Annotated in this window: 14 protein-coding genes; 13 read left to right on the top strand and 1 reads right to left on the bottom strand. The window is 30.3% G+C overall.

The annotated features are described in order from the left end of the window. Positions 1-24 precede the first annotated feature (24 nt). The gene (locus tag K0039_RS11325) at positions 25-978 is read left to right on the top strand and encodes a ferredoxin-like domain-containing protein (protein ID WP_228105181.1); all 954 of its coding nucleotides are present in this window, start codon (positions 25-27) and stop codon (positions 976-978) included. Positions 979-1,254: 276 nt separating this feature from the next. Here the strand turns inward: K0039_RS11325 and K0039_RS11320 are convergent, their stop codons facing one another. Next, complete coding sequence (locus K0039_RS11320) at positions 1,255-2,133, bottom strand: LysR family transcriptional regulator (RefSeq protein WP_228105180.1); 879 nt, start codon at positions 2,131-2,133, stop codon at positions 1,255-1,257. 157 nt (positions 2,134-2,290) lie between these two features. On the opposite strand from K0039_RS11320, the gene K0039_RS11315 reads away from it, so the two are divergent. The 12 genes from K0039_RS11315 to K0039_RS11260 all read left to right on the top strand — a co-directional run bounded on the left by K0039_RS11315 (position 2,291) and on the right by K0039_RS11260 (position 15,023). Further along, positions 2,291-3,667, top strand: a complete 1,377-nt coding sequence (locus K0039_RS11315) for an aspartate-alanine antiporter-like transporter (RefSeq protein WP_228105179.1) — start codon at positions 2,291-2,293, stop codon at positions 3,665-3,667. A 34-nt stretch (positions 3,668-3,701) separates the two neighbouring features. Next, positions 3,702-5,213 (top strand): succinyl-CoA:acetate CoA-transferase ScpC, encoded by a 1,512-nt coding sequence (gene scpC / locus K0039_RS11310; protein WP_228105178.1) that lies wholly within the window; start codon positions 3,702-3,704, stop codon positions 5,211-5,213. A gap of 132 nt (positions 5,214-5,345) precedes the next feature. Beyond that, positions 5,346-7,010, top strand: a complete 1,665-nt coding sequence (locus K0039_RS11305; RefSeq protein ID WP_228105177.1) for an acyl-CoA mutase large subunit family protein — start codon at positions 5,346-5,348, stop codon at positions 7,008-7,010. Positions 7,011-7,052: 42 nt separating this feature from the next. Continuing rightward, positions 7,053-7,463, top strand: coding sequence for a cobalamin B12-binding domain-containing protein (locus tag K0039_RS11300; RefSeq protein WP_228105176.1), 411 nt, complete (start codon positions 7,053-7,055; stop codon positions 7,461-7,463). An 11-nt stretch (positions 7,464-7,474) separates the two neighbouring features. Continuing rightward, positions 7,475-8,410, top strand: coding sequence for a methylmalonyl Co-A mutase-associated GTPase MeaB (meaB, locus tag K0039_RS11295; RefSeq protein WP_228105175.1), 936 nt, complete (start codon positions 7,475-7,477; stop codon positions 8,408-8,410). 13 nt (positions 8,411-8,423) lie between these two features. Then, a complete protein-coding gene (gene mce / locus K0039_RS11290) occupies positions 8,424-8,834 on the top strand; it encodes a methylmalonyl-CoA epimerase (RefSeq protein ID WP_074919355.1) in 411 nt (136 codons plus the stop codon). Positions 8,835-8,851: 17 nt separating this feature from the next. Continuing rightward, positions 8,852-10,399: a methylmalonyl-CoA decarboxylase subunit alpha gene (gene mmdA, locus K0039_RS11285; RefSeq protein ID WP_228105174.1), complete on the top strand. Its 1,548-nt coding sequence runs from the start codon at positions 8,852-8,854 to the stop codon at positions 10,397-10,399. A gap of 14 nt (positions 10,400-10,413) precedes the next feature. After that, positions 10,414-10,788, top strand: coding sequence for an OadG family protein (locus tag K0039_RS11280; protein WP_228105173.1), 375 nt, complete (start codon positions 10,414-10,416; stop codon positions 10,786-10,788). 17 nt (positions 10,789-10,805) lie between these two features. Further along, the gene (locus tag K0039_RS11275) at positions 10,806-11,189 is read left to right on the top strand and encodes a biotin/lipoyl-containing protein (RefSeq protein ID WP_265589470.1); all 384 of its coding nucleotides are present in this window, start codon (positions 10,806-10,808) and stop codon (positions 11,187-11,189) included. Between the two features lie 64 nt (positions 11,190-11,253). Further along, positions 11,254-12,420, top strand: a complete 1,167-nt coding sequence (locus K0039_RS11270; protein WP_265589477.1) for a sodium ion-translocating decarboxylase subunit beta — start codon at positions 11,254-11,256, stop codon at positions 12,418-12,420. 194 nt (positions 12,421-12,614) lie between these two features. Then, positions 12,615-13,388 carry an ABC transporter ATP-binding protein gene (locus tag K0039_RS11265; protein WP_228105171.1) on the top strand — a complete coding sequence of 258 codons (774 nt, stop codon included), beginning with the start codon at positions 12,615-12,617 and terminating at the stop codon, positions 13,386-13,388. 9 nt (positions 13,389-13,397) lie between these two features. After that, a complete protein-coding gene (locus tag K0039_RS11260) occupies positions 13,398-15,023 on the top strand; it encodes an ABC transporter permease (RefSeq protein WP_228105170.1) in 1,626 nt (541 codons plus the stop codon). Positions 15,024-15,133 lie beyond the last annotated feature (110 nt).

Genomic DNA, 15,133 nt, shown 5'->3' with positions numbered 1-15,133 from the left:
TGTTACTGAAAAGGGGGAAAAATAATGGCGACATTAACAATTAGTAAGGAAGATGAAAAAAGAGTAAAAGCTTTAGGTTTTTTGAGTAATAAAGGTACTGATAATTTTTCGGGGAGAATAATAACTGTAAATGGAAAAATAACAGCAGCACAGCAAAAATGTATAGGAGAAGCAGCACAGTTATTTGGAAATGGAATAGTAACATTTACAACTCGACTTACAGTAGAAGTGCAAGGAATACCATATGAAAAAATTGAAGATTTTAGAGTGTATATAGCTAAAGAAGGTCTTGAAACAGGAGGAACAGGCTCAAAATTACGTCCAGTTGTATCATGTAAGGGAACTACTTGTCAATATGGATTAATAGATACATTTGAATTATCAGAAGAAATTCATGAGAGATTTTATAAAGGTTATGCAAAAGTAAAGTTACCTCATAAATTTAAAATAGCTACAGGGGGATGTCCTAATAACTGTGTAAAACCGGATTTAAATGACTTAGGAATAATAGGACAATATATACCAAAATTCGATGAGCACTTATGTAACGGATGTAAAAAATGCGCTATAGAAAAACTATGTCCAATAAATGCTTGTAAAGTTGTTGATGGAATATTAGAAATAGATGAAGAGGGATGCAATCACTGTGGTCGTTGCATTGGCAAATGTCCATTTGATGCAATAGAAGATGGGACTTACGGTTACAAAATTTATATCGGTGGAAGATGGGGCAAAAAAATAAATCATGGATTGGATCTAAATAAGGTATTTACTAGCAAGGAAGAAGCTTTAAATGTGATAGAAAAAGTAATATTATTATATAGAGAACAAGGAAAAACAGGTGAGCGTTTTGCTTCAACTATAGAGCGTTTAGGTTTTGAAAATGTAGAAAAACAATTATTATCAAATGATTTGTTTGAGAGAAAAGAAGAAATAATAAATTCAGAACTTCATTTAGTTGGAGGAGCTACTTGTTAATATAATAGAAATAAAAAGAGTTGTCTTAAAATGATTTTGAAAAATTAAAAATAGACAACTCTTTTTTATGAAAATATTAAATAATTGATAAAATATTTTAATAATTAAAAATTAATAAAATAGTTTGATAATTATAAACTTAATTAATTTATTGTAAAATAAAAATTAATAAATTTGTTGAACTTATAAGAATATATGTAATGATAATAATAAGCTAGATGTATTTTTTAATAATTAAATAAATAACATAAATAGTTAAGTAAATAACATAAAATATTACATTTGTATACTTTTAAAATGATTAATAATAAAATTTTTGAATATTTGAACATTTTTTGGCGGGTTATCTATACATTTTGAATAAAGATATATTGATCGATTACAAAAAGGTTTTTTTATATGTAAGAATTTAATTCCATTATAATTATCAAGCTTCCATGAAATTTCGGGAATAAATGCAACACCTTGACCAAATACAATTAGATCTCTTATAAATGAATTATTAGTGCTTTCAAAAGTTATATTCGGCTTAAATCCAGCTGTTTTACAAAAATCATAAATTAAATTTCTTAGATGACCCTGTCCGAGTGCTATAAAATTTTCATTTTTAGCTTCATATAAACTGATAGTGCCTTTATTTGCTAAAGGATGTTTAGGTGATACTCCTAGTAAAATCTCTTCTTCAAGCAAACATAAGGAATTTTTATAAGTATTAGGCTTATTAGTACAGTACAAACATAAATCATAACTATCAAAGTTATTATCTAAATTACTCAATGATTGAGTTAATTCTAATTGAATATCTGGATAAACAGACTTAAAATCGATTAGTATGTCTGAAATAATTGATGAGGCACAAAGGGATAAGAACCTTACTTTTTTGTTTTTTTCAATTAAATCAAATTCTTTTACCTCATTGACTGTGCCATCGAGAATTACTAATGCTTCTTCTACTTTTTCACAAAAGTATTTTCCAGCATCGTTTAAAATAATAGATTTTCCTCTTCTATCAAAGAGATTTACTTCCAATTCTTTCTCCAAATTACGAATAATTTTACTAAGAGCTGGTTGTGCAATTCGAAGTTCGTTAGCAGACTTAGTCATATGTTCAGTTTTTGCAACTGTTAAAAAATATTTTAAGTGCAATAACTCCATTAAATCAACTCCCTCAAACCTTTATACCCAAAAGTATATAAGATATATATATATATATATATTATACAAGTCTTGATAAAAAACCTACAATATAATTAAAAAAAATGATTTATATAAATCGAAAAATTAATAAAAAATATTGTTGAGGGGGAAATGTATGAGATTTGATTTTGCGAGTGTTTTTTTAAGCCCATACATACTGATGTTCTTAGCTATTATTACGGGGCTTCTTTTTGGAAAAATAAAGTTTGGAAAGTTTAGTTTTGGTATATCAGGAGCTTTATTCACAGGGTTGTTTATTGGATGGGTAGCATTTAAATATGCATCAAGTATACCAGGAAATGGTGGAGCATATGAAGCAGCACAGAGTTTATTAGAGTCTGGGGTTATACCTAGCGAATTCTTTGACATATTTTTAATTCTATTTGTTGCGGCAGTGGGTTTACTTGCAGCTAAAGATATGGGGGTTGTATTAAGAAAGTATGGAGCAAAGTTTGTTATTTTAGGCCTTGTAATAACGTTTTCTAGTGCTGTTACAACTTATATGGCAACTTGGTTTAGTAAAGATTCAAATACGTATGAAGTATCAGGTGTTTATACTGGTGCATTAACAAGTTCTCCAGGGCTTGCAGCAGCAATAGAAACAGCAAGAGGGCATGCGACTGAAAAGACTTTAAATTATGAAAGTATGACAGATGAAGAAAAAGTTAAGTTTTTAGAAATGGCTGGTGTGGATGAAAAAGATATACCGAAAGACGTAAATGCTTTTCAATTAACAGATGAAATAAAACAACAGTTTATTACAAATGCAGAAGCAAGTATAGGTGCAGGTCACGCTATAGGATATCCATTTGGTGTATTTATAGTAATACTAGCTGTTAACTTCTTGCCATCTATATTTAAAATTGATGTTGAAAAAGAAAGACTGCAATATAGAAAAGAATTAGAAGATGCTAGAAAAACTTCTAAAGGTAAAGAAATTCCAGAAACAAAATTTGATATGTTAGGTTTTACTATAGCATGTATATTTGGATATTTAATAGGAAATATAAATATTTATCTACCATTTGTAGGATATTTTAGTCTAGGTTCTACAGGAGGAGTTTTAATTGGATCATTAATAGTAGGTTATATAGGTAAATTTGGCAAAATTAGTTTTAGAATGGATGGAAAAATATTAGGTGTAATTAGAGATGTATCTTTAGTTTTCTTCCTTGCAATAGTAGGACTTAGATATGGATACAAAGCAATAGATGCCTTAGTTGGATCTGGAGCATTTTTAGCAATAATATCTTTAGTAATTGGAATAGTAGGTATGATGATAGGATTTTTACTAGGAAGATATGTATTTAAAATTAATTGGTTAATGTTATCTGGAGCAATATGTGGAGGTATGACTTCTACACCAGGTCTTGGAGCTGCAATAGAAGCAGCCGGAAGTGATGAGCCAGCTGCAGGATATGGTGCAACATACCCATTTGCTTTATTAGGAATGGTTATATTTACAATAATACTGCACAAACTGCCTATGTAGTATTTATATATAAATAATATTTAGGGGGGCAATTATGGAAAGATTAAGATGTGAAAAATTAAAAGATAAAGTAATGACTCCAAAAGAAGCGGCAATGTTATTTGAAGATAATATGATTGTGGGCACCAGTGGATTTACTCCTGCTGGATACCCAAAAGCAATTCCACTTGAAATTGCAAAAAGGGCAGATGCGGGGGACAAAATAGATTTGACAATAATAACTGGAGCATCAGTTGGACCAGAATTGGATGAAGCTTTGACAAAATCAAAAGTGGTAAAAAGAAGATATCCATATCAAACTACTGGAGCAATGAGAAATGCAATAAATGATGATAGTGTTCAATATTGTGATATGCATTTAAGTCATACACCGCAATATGTTAAGTATGGATTTTTAGGAAAAATGGATATAGCTTTAATAGAGGCGGTTAGTATTACGGAGGAAGGTTATATAATACCATCTACATCAATTGGAAATTCAAATGTATTTGCTGAAGTAGCAGATAAAGTAATAATAGAGATTAATATTTCTCAACCAATTGAATTAGAAGGAATACACGATGTTTATGACTTGAAAAATCCTCCAGAAAGAGAACCAATACCTTTAATTCATCCAGAAGATAGAATTGGTGAACCTTATATAAAATGCAATTTAGATAAGATTGCAGCAATAGTTTTTACTGATTTAAAAGATAGAACTAGATTAGTATCGCCTGTTGACGAAGTTTCAAATAAAATGGCTCAAAATATGATTGCTTTTTTAGAAAATGAAGTAAAAGAAAATAGATTGCCAAAGAATTTACTTCCATTGCAATCAGGTGTTGGAAGTGTTGCAAATGCTGTTTTAGCTGGATTAGAAAATTCTAAATTTAAAGACTTAGTAGTTTATTCAGAAGTAATACAAGACTCAGTAATTGACTTAATTAAATCAGGAAAGGTTAAATTTGCATCAGGAACATCACTTACAATATCACCAGATAGATTAGATGATTTTTATGAACACTTTAATGAATATAAAAATCAAATAATTCTTAGACCGCAAGAAATAAGCAATAATCCGGAAGTTGCAAGAAGATTGGGAGTTATAGCTATAAATACAGCTATAGAAGTAGATATATATGGAAATGTAAATTCTACTAATATTATGGGAAGTAGAATGATGAATGGTATAGGAGGTTCTGGTGACTTTGCTAGAAATGGATATTTAACTATATTTACTACTGAATCTATAGCAAAAGGAGGAGATATTTCAAGCATAGTTCCAATGGTAAGTCATCATGATCACACGGAACATGATGTAATGGTTATAGTAACAGAACAAGGAGTAGCCGATTTAAGAGGTTTATCACCAAAAGAAAGAGCAAAATGTATAATTGAAAATTGTGCACATCCGGATTATAAAGATGCTTTATGGAATTACTTTAATAAAGCTCAAGAAGGCAAATTTAAACACACACCTCACATATTAGAAGAAGCACTTTCTTGGCATGAAAGATTTTTAAAAACAGGTACTATGAAGAAATTTGCTTTGGAGGACGCAGATTAAAAACAGAAGGATATTATAATTGAGATGAGAATAAAACTCTTTATATTATAATAATGATAATTAAATGATAATTTGGATAGAAATACTAAAATATATCTAATAAATGAAGATTACTAAATAGGGGGAAGTTCTATGGAAAATAAAAATATTAAGGAATCCTTTGAAAAATGGGAAGAAGGGAAAGTAAAGAAAAGTTTAGCTAGATTCCCGGAAAGAAAAGAAGAATTTAAATTTGATACAGGAGAAGTAGTACAAAGATTATATTCTCCTCTTGATGCAGAAGTAAATTATGAAAAAGATTTAGGATATCCAGGACAATTTCCATATACAAGAGGTGTTCAACCAACTATGTATAGAGGAAAGCTATGGACAATGAGAATGTATGCAGGTTTTGCAACAGCAGAAGAATCTAATCAAAGATATAAATTTTTAATAGATCAAGGATCTATGGGATTATCAGTTGCATTTGATTTACCAACTCAAATGGGATATGACTCAGATGATGCAGTAGCAGAAGGTGAAGTAGGAAAAGTTGGAGTTGCTATAGATTCTTTAGCAGATATGGAAATCTTATTTGAGGGGATACCATTAGATAAAGTATCAACATCAATGACTATAAATGCACCGGCTTCTGTTTTATTAGCTATGTATATAGCAGTTGCTAAAAAACAAGGTGTAACACCAGATAAATTAAGAGGAACAATTCAAAATGACATATTAAAAGAGTATGTAGCAAGGGGAACATATATATTCCCAGTTAAGCCATCAATGAGACTTATAACTGATATATTTGATTATTGTTCAAAAAATGTACCTAAATGGAACACTATAAGTATTTCAGGTTATCACATAAGAGAAGCTGGAGCAAATGCAGTAGAAGAAGTTGCATTTACTTTAGCTGATGGTATCGCATATGTAAATGCAGCCCTTGAAGCAGGACTTCATATTGATGATTTTGCACCAAGATTATCATTCTTCTTTAATTCACATAACAATCTATTTGAAGAAGTTGCTAAGTTTAGAGCAGCAAGAAGAATATGGGCTAATATAATGAAAAATAGATTTAAGGCTGAAAACCCAAAATCTTGGGCACTTAAATTCCATACTCAAACAGCTGGTTGTACTTTGACAGCGCAACAACCAGAAAATAATATAGTAAGAGTTGCAATACAAACTTTAGCAGCTGTACTTGGTGGGACACAATCTCTTCATACTAATTCTAAGGATGAAGCTTTAGCTTTACCGACAGAAGATTCTGTTAGAGTAGCTCTTAGAACTCAACAAATAGTTGGATATGAGAGTGGAGCAGCTGATACTATAGATCCACTTGCAGGATCTTATTACGTTGAAAGTTTGACAAATAAGATAGAAAAAGAAGCAATAGAGTTAATAGAAAAAATAGATGAATTAGGTGGAGCACCATCAGCAATAGAAAAAGGATTCATACAACAAGAAATAATGGATAGTGCTTATAAATATCAAAAAGAAATAGAAGAAAATCAAAAAATAATAGTAGGAGTAAATAAATTTCAAGTAGAAGAAGAATCTCCAAAAGGTTTATTGAGAGTTGATCCTGAAGTAGGTTCAAGACAAAAAGGAAAAATAGAAGCTCTTAAAGAAAAAAGAGATAATGAAAAAGTAAAAGAAAGCTTAGAAGCATTAAGAAAAGCATGCGATGGCAATGAAAATATAATGCCATTTATATTAGATGCAGTAGAAAGTTATGCTACATTGGGAGAAATATGTGGGGTTATGAGAGAAGAATTTGGTGAGTATAAACAAACTGTAATGATATAAAAATTAAAGAAATTAAAATAGATGTTTTGAGGGGGAAATATAATGAAACCTATTAGAGTATTAGTTGCAAAGCCAGGTCTTGATGGACATGATAGAGGTGCTAAAGTTATAGCTAGAGCACTTAGAGATGCGGGAATGGAAGTTATATATACAGGTCTTAGACAAACACCAGAACAAATAGTTCAAGCGGCTATACAAGAAGATGTCGATGTAGTAGCTATGAGTATTTTATCTGGAGCTCACAATCATTTGCTTCCAAAAGTTGTTGATTTATTAAAAGAAGAAGGCGCTTATGATGAAGTATTAGTTATAGGTGGAGGTGTTATACCAGAAGAAGATATACCATATTTAAAAGAAAAAGGAGTAGCAGAAATATTTACTCCTGGAACTTCAACATCTGTAACTATTGATTTTATAAAAGAAAACTTAAAAAAATTAGCACTAAATGATTAGGAGAGAGTGTTATGGAAAATCTCGTAGAAGAACTTCTTAAAGGTAATAAAAGAGCATGTGCAAGGCTTATTACTATGATTGAAAATGAGGTTGTTGGATATGAAGATTTCCTAAAACAAATATATAAATATACTGGGAAGGCCTATGTTATTGGCGTAACAGGTCCTCCCGGTGCAGGGAAATCTACATTTACTGATAAGGTAGTTAAATTATTAAGAGAAAAAGACAAAAAGGTTGGCGTAATTGCCATAGATCCAACAAGCCCTTTTACTAAAGGTGCCATACTTGGAGATAGAATCAGAATGAATGACTTAAATACAGATAAAGGCGTATTTATACGCTCTATGGGAACTAGGGGTAGTTTAGGTGGACTATCAAATGCCACTCAAGCAGCTATAAAAGTACTTGATGCATATGGATGTGATTATATATTTATAGAAACTGTAGGCGTTGGTCAGTCTGAAGTTGATATAGTTAAAACTGCAGATACAACTATAATGGTTATGGTTCCAGGTCTTGGTGATGATATACAGGCTATAAAAGCCGGAGTAATGGAAATTGCAGATGTATTTGTAGTGAATAAGGCTGATAAAGATGGAGCGAAGAAAACATCTATAGAAATCGAAATGATGCTTGATTTTAAACATGATTGGGATTTTAGACCTCCAGTAAGTTTAGTTATATCAGAAAATGGAGAAGGGGTAGAAACTGCATTTGAAAATATAACTAAACATAGAAAGTATCTTTATGAGAGTAAAGAAATTTATAATCGAAGATTAAATCGAAATAAATTAGAAGTTAAAGAAATTGTTCATAGAAGAATTGAAAAGAAAGTTAATGAAATAGAGTCAACTAAAGATGTAGATACATTGTTATCTAAGACAATAACTAAGGAAGTAGATCCATATACAATTGGAGAAAAAATCTTTGAAAGTATTATAAAATAAGGGGGATTTAAAAATGAATGTAAAAAATGTTGATCATATAGGTATTGCTGTAGTTAATTTAGAGGAAGCTTTGAAATTCTTTGAAGATGTACTTGGTTTAGAGTGTCAAGGAACTGAGATTGTTGAAGATCAACAAGTAAAAGTTGGATTTTTACCAATAGGTGAAGCAGAGTTGGAATTCTTAGAATCTACAACTGAAGATGGTCCTATAGCAAAGTTTATTCAAAAAAATGGTGGAAGAGGCGGAATACAACATGTGGCTTTAAGAGTGGATAATATAGAAGAAGCTATAGCAGAAATTAAAGAAAAAGGATATCGAATGATTGACGAAAAGCCAAGATATGGTGCAGGAAATGCTAGTATAGCATTTTGCCATCCTAAAAGTACAAGTGGAATGTTATTAGAACTAAGTGAAAGAAAATAAGTCTTGGAGGGATACAGATGTCTGTTGAAAAATTAAACTTGCTTAAGAAAACTAGAGAAACTATAGAGCTTGGTGGCGGAGAAAAAAGAATTGAAAAACAACATAAATCAGGTAAATTAACAGCAAGAGAAAGATTAAATTTATTATTCGATGAAAATACTTTCGTTGAAGTTGATGCTTTTGTAAAACATAGATGTACAAATTTTGGAATGGAAAAACAAAGTGCTCCTGGTGAAGGTGTAGTATGTGGCTATGGAAAAGTTAATGGAAGATTAGTTTATGCATATGCTCAAGATTTTACAGTTCTTGGTGGTTCACTGGGAGAAATGCATGCTAAGAAAATAGTAAAAGTAATGGATTTAGCAATAAAAATGGGAGCGCCAGTAGTAGGACTAAATGATTCAGGTGGAGCAAGAATACAAGAAGCTGTAGATGCTCTTGCAGGATATGGTGGAATATTCCTTAAAAATACAATTGCTTCGGGAGTTATTCCTCAGATATCTGCAATAATGGGACCTTGTGCAGGTGGAGCAGTTTATTCTCCAGCTCTAACAGATTTTATATATATGGTAGATCAAACAAGTCAAATGTTTATCACAGGTCCACAAGTTATAAAAACAGTTACAGGAGAAGAAGTAAGTGCAGAAGAATTAGGTGGAGCATCAACTCATAATACAACTTCAGGTGTAGCTCACTTTATAGCTCAAAATGATGAAGATTGTATAAATCAAATCAAAGAATTATTAAGTTTCTTGCCGTCTAATAATACTGAAAAGACACCATTAGTTGAAACAAATGACTCCCCAAATGCAATATTAGATAAATTAAATACTATAATTCCTGATGGTTCAAATAAAGCTTACGATATGAAAGATATTATATACGAAATAATCGATGAGAATTATTTCTACGAAGTTCAACCTTTCTTTGCAAAAAATATAATAACTGGATTTGCAAGAATAAATGGTGAAAGTATAGGTATAATAGCAAATCAGCCAAATGCCATGGCTGGTAGTTTAGATATAAATGCATCAGATAAAGCAGCAAGATTCATAAGAACTTGTGATGCTTTCAATATTCCAATAATTAGTTTAGTAGATGTACCAGGATTTTTGCCAGGTACAGAACAAGAATATGGAGGAATAATTAGACATGGAGCTAAGATGCTTTATGCATATAGTGAAGCAACAGTACCAAAAATTACATTGATAACAAGAAAAGCTTATGGAGGATCTTATTTAGCAATGTGCTCTAAGGACTTAGGATCAGACATAGTATTAGCATGGCCAACTGCAGAAGTTGCAGTTATGGGACCAAGTGGTGCAGCCAATATAGTATTTAAGAAAGAGATAAAAGATGCAGAAGATCCAGCAAAAATGAGAGCAGAAAAAATTGAAGAATACACAAATGAGTTTGCAACACCATATAAAGCTGCTGAAAGAGGTTATATAGATGATGTTATAGAGCCAGAAGTTAGTAGAATAAGAATATCTGATGCTCTAGATATGTTGGCATCGAAGAGAGAAAGCAGACCATTTAAGAAACATGGAAATATACCTCTATAGGAAGGTGATAAATAATGAGTATAAGTCAATTACTAGAGGCATTGAAAGTAGATGCTGCATCAATGCCAATGGGTGAACGTCTTTTAGGCGGGTGTGCTACAGCACTATTATCTATGGGAACAGTATTTATAGTATTAGTTTTAATAGCGTTAATTATAAGAATAGTAAATGTAGCTCCAAATGATAAGAAAGATAAAGTGGCAGAAATAAAATTTAATGAAAATCAAGAAAGTTTAGAAGAGTCAATGACAGAAAATGATGATCATTTAATTGCCATAATAACGGCAGCAATTGTTGCTTCTGGGAATAAAAATATAGTTGTAAAAAGAATAAGCAGAACAAATAACATTCAAAGTAACTGGGAAAAAACACATAATATAGAGGTATAAAATAGGGGGTACTGATAATGATAAAAAACTATAATATAGTGGTAAATGGAAATGCTTATGAAGTTCAAGTTGAGGAATTAGGGGCAAGTGCGGAGAGTATTGCAAGACTACAAGCGCAAGTAGCTTCTCAACCTACTACAAAAAAAGCGGTAGCTCCAAAGAAAGTTGCATCAGCGCCTGAAGGAGGAAGCGGAAGTGTATTGGCACCAATGCCAGGAACAATAAGTAATGTTAATGTAAGTGTAGGTCAAAGCGTTTCTAAAGGTGATATTTTATTAATACTAGAAGCTATGAAGATGGAAAATGAAATACTGGCGCCATCTGATGGTACAGTAAAAGAAGTAAAAGCTACTAAAGGTTCTTCTGTTAGCTCAGGAGATCTATTAGTTACAATAGGATAATTTTAAATATATATAAAAGGGGGAAAAACCCGTGGGAGAGGTTATAATAGATTTTATACAAACAATGGGGATTGTCAATATAACTTGGCAACAAATAGTAATGATAGTGGTATCGTGTATATTACTATACTTAGCTATTGCTAAAGGATTTGAACCATTATTATTAATTCCAATAGCATTTGGGATGTTACTATCAAACCTTCCATTATCAGGAGTTATGAATGAAGCAGTTTCTAAAATACAGCTTATATCACCAGAAGGAGTAGAAGCATTAAAGGAAGGTACCTCAGCATATATAAATACAGAAACAACAGGTGGATTATTAAAATATCTATTTTTAGGTGATGAACTAGGAATATTTCCACCATTAATTTTCTTAGGAGTAGGAGCAATGACAGATTTTGCACCTCTAATTGCAAATCCTAAGAGTATATTATTAGGTGCAGCAGCACAATTTGGTATATTTACAACTTTTTTAGGCGCTTTAGTATTAGGATTTGGAGCACAAGCAGCAGCATCAATAGGTATAATAGGGGGCGCAGATGGACCTACGGCAATATATTTAACTACTAAATTAGCACCACACTTATTAGCACCAATAGCTGTTGCAGCATATTCTTATATGGCATTAGTTCCAATCATTCAACCACCAATAATGAGAGCTTTAACTACTAAAGAAGAAAGATGTATAGTTATGACTCAATCGAAGCAAGTTTCTAAAAAAGCAAAAATAATATTTCCAATAGCAGTTACAATTGTCGTATCATTATTGCTACCATCAGCTGCTACATTAATAGGTATGCTTATGTTTGGTAATTTACTTAAAGAGTCTGGTGCTACGGATAGATTATCTGATACAGCTTCAAATGCATTAATGAACATAGTTACAATATTTTTAGGAGTATCAGTGGGTGCATCTGCAGAAGCAAGTATATTCTTAAGTACTCAAACTCTTATGATATTTGGCCTTGGTGTATTGGCATTTGGTGTAGGAACAGCAGCAGGTGTATTATTTGCTAAATTAATGAACTTAATATGTAAGGAGAAAGTAAATCCATTAATCGGTTCAGCTGGTGTATCAGCAGTTCCAATGGCAGCTAGGGTATCTCAAAAAGTTGCTCAAGAAGAATGCCCAGGGAACTTTATATTAATGCATGCTATGGGACCAAATGTTGCTGGAGTTATAGGTTCAGCAGTAGCAGCAGGTATTTTACTAAGTTTATTTGGATAAGCATAAAGATTAAAAAAGTATCTTACAATTGCGTAAGATACTTTTTTAATCTTTATATATTATAGACTAGGTTTAATAAGTCTTATAAAATAATTAGTAATTACAAAACATTAATATTTGTTAGTTAATATATAATAATTTTTATGATCTTATAAAAAGTTTTGAATCTATACATAAAAAAAGGGGATTGAGATATGTATGAAATAATATTAGAATTAAGAAATTTAAAAAAGCAATTTGGAGGAAAAGAAGTATTAAAAGGTGTTGACCTCCAAGTAAAGAGAGGAGAAATTATTGGATATATAGGGGCTAATGGTGCAGGTAAGAGTACAACTGTAAAAATTATGCTTGGAATTGTAGATGGATATGAAGGGGATGTAATAATATTTGATAAAAATATTAAAAATACAAAAGGCGAATATAAAAAGAAGATAGGTTATGTGCCAGAAGTATCAGACGTATATGAAAGTTTAACTGCAATGGAATATTTAAATTTTATTGGTCAATTGTATGATTTAGACCTGGATACATCAACAATAAAAGCAAAAGAACTTATGAGTTTATTTGGAATAGAAGATTATTTGAATGCAAGGATATCAACATTCTCCAAAGGAATGAGACAAAAATTAATACTCATTTCTAGTATTATTCATAATCCAGATATATTATTTTTAGATGAGCCATTAAGTGGACTAGATGCTAATTCTGTAATGATTGTTAAGGAACTTCTTGAAATTTTTGCAAAGGAAGGAAAGACTATTTTTTATTCATCTCATATTATGGATGTGGTAGAGAAAATAAGTCATAGAATTGTTCTTCTTAATAATGGGAAAATAGTTGCTGACGGAAGCTTTAAAGAACTTAAAGAAAACTCTCATGAAGGATCACTGGAAGAAATATTTAATGAAATGACTGGATTTAACAATCACAAAGAAATTGCAGATAAAATTGCAATGGCAATTAAGTAGGTGAGTAATATGAAAGAATATAAATTTTTAAATATTTTAGATAAATTTAAGAGCATATATACTAAAATGGGTGTAGATTATGAAAGTATGAGACTAATTTTAAGTATGAAATTGACTCTTGATAGTAGAAGAACATCTACAGTAATGCAAAACTCTAGTAGTGAAGGTGACAAAGAGGATAAAAACTCATTTAATAAAGCATTAATCATGTATGCAATTATGGGAATTTTTATTGGTATAATAACAATGTTTCCATTTAATAGTATGTATACCTATACTATAGTTTTTGGTATGTTTATGTTTTTTATATTAACAATTTTTATTTCGGACTTTTCAAGTGTTCTTTTAGATGTGAGAGATAAGAATATAATAGGAACTAAAGGTATTGATAATAAGACAATTAACGCAGCAAAGTTAACACATATATGTTATTATATTTTTCTAACTTCATTGGCGCTGTCTTGGCTTGCAATCATAGGTTCATTTAAATCAGGTATTTTAATAGGTATTATTTTTATATTAGAACTAATGATAATAGATATATTTATGGTTGTAATAACTGCACTATTATATCTTTTGATTTTAAGATTTTTTGATGGTGAAAAAGTTAAAGATATAATAAATTTTGTCCAAATAGGGCTAACAATAATAATGACTATAGGTTATCAATTCTTAGGTAGAATGTTCGATATAGTTGATATAAACATAGTATACAAAAGTAACATATGGAATTTGTTTTTACCACCAATGTGGTTTGCATCACCTTTATATGTAATTGATAGAGGAGAAATTAATAAAATAATAATTATTTTAATTGTATTAGCATTTATTGTACCAATAATAGCTATTAGTTTATACATAAAGAATACATCTAAGTTTGAAGATTCTCTTTCAAAATTAAACATTGCAAAAGATAATGAAAAAGAAAAGAAAAATAGACTATTTTATAAAATTGGAAAATGGACATGCAGAAATAATGAAGAAAAAGCAGTTTATGATCTTTCTACTTCTATAATAAAGCGAGAAAGAGAGTTTAAATTGATGACATATCCTGGCTTAGGATTTGATATTGTATTTCCACTATTATTCATATTTATGTATTCAATGGATTCCATAAGTGAAATAAAAAATATATCTTTACATATGTCATTAAATATTTATTGGTTTATTTTTATGGTTCCAACATTATTAATGACATTACAATATTCTAATGATTATAAAGCGGCATGGATCTATGAAACAGCCTATATAAGTGATAAATCTAATATATACAAAGGTGCATATAAAGCATTATTATCCAATATACTATTACCATTATATTTATTTGAAAGTATAATTTTTATAGTGATTTTTGGGATTAAAGTATTGCCAATTTTAATTATTGCTTTTGCATTTTTATTAGTATTCATAGTTATTGAACATATGTTAGGAAAAAATACATTACCTTTTACAATAAAATTTGGAGAAGTGAATAAAAGTCAAAACTTAATTAATACTTTATTAGGAATGGTTATTTTAGGAGTAGGAGTAGGAATAAATTATTTGGCATTATTTAATGTATATGCATTAATAGTATATAGCATAATTTTAATAGTTACTGCATTTGTCCTGTGGAGTAAATGTATTAAAGCTTAGAATTTATTTTATAAAGAAGCAATGAATTAGTATTGTACTATTTTCTATTGCTTCTTTATTTTTTGCAAATGTTTCAAAAATTAACTTATAATATAACTATTAGGGATAAA

It is taken from the genome of Terrisporobacter mayombei, assembly GCF_020748465.1.
Taxonomy (GTDB): Bacteria; Bacillota; Clostridia; order Peptostreptococcales; family Peptostreptococcaceae; genus Terrisporobacter; species Terrisporobacter mayombei.
Note: the sequence above shows the minus strand (reverse complement) of the source record. Positions and strands in the feature narration are given on the sequence as shown.

Bases quoted from the DNA above. Each gene is read 5' to 3' on its own strand.
- meaB (WP_228105175.1), top strand. From the start codon at position 7,475: ATGGAAAATCTCGTAGAAGAACTTCTTAAAGGTAATAAAAGAGCATGT.
- mmdA (WP_228105174.1), top strand. From the start codon at position 8,852: ATGTCTGTTGAAAAATTAAACTTGCTTAAGAAAACTAGAGAAACTATA.
- K0039_RS11325 (WP_228105181.1), top strand. From the start codon at position 25: ATGGCGACATTAACAATTAGTAAGGAAGATGAAAAAAGAGTAAAAGCT.
- mce (WP_074919355.1), top strand. From the start codon at position 8,424: ATGAATGTAAAAAATGTTGATCATATAGGTATTGCTGTAGTTAATTTA.
- scpC (WP_228105178.1), top strand. From the start codon at position 3,702: ATGGAAAGATTAAGATGTGAAAAATTAAAAGATAAAGTAATGACTCCA.
- K0039_RS11300 (WP_228105176.1), top strand. From the start codon at position 7,053: ATGAAACCTATTAGAGTATTAGTTGCAAAGCCAGGTCTTGATGGACAT.
- K0039_RS11265 (WP_228105171.1), top strand. From the start codon at position 12,615: ATGTATGAAATAATATTAGAATTAAGAAATTTAAAAAAGCAATTTGGA.
- K0039_RS11280 (WP_228105173.1), top strand. From the start codon at position 10,414: ATGAGTATAAGTCAATTACTAGAGGCATTGAAAGTAGATGCTGCATCA.
- K0039_RS11270 (WP_265589477.1), top strand. From the start codon at position 11,254: ATGGGGATTGTCAATATAACTTGGCAACAAATAGTAATGATAGTGGTA.
- K0039_RS11320 (WP_228105180.1), bottom strand. From the start codon at position 2,133: ATGGAGTTATTGCACTTAAAATATTTTTTAACAGTTGCAAAAACTGAA.
- K0039_RS11305 (WP_228105177.1), top strand. From the start codon at position 5,346: ATGGAAAATAAAAATATTAAGGAATCCTTTGAAAAATGGGAAGAAGGG.
- K0039_RS11315 (WP_228105179.1), top strand. From the start codon at position 2,291: ATGAGATTTGATTTTGCGAGTGTTTTTTTAAGCCCATACATACTGATG.
- K0039_RS11260 (WP_228105170.1), top strand. From the start codon at position 13,398: ATGAAAGAATATAAATTTTTAAATATTTTAGATAAATTTAAGAGCATA.
- K0039_RS11275 (WP_265589470.1), top strand. From the start codon at position 10,806: ATGATAAAAAACTATAATATAGTGGTAAATGGAAATGCTTATGAAGTT.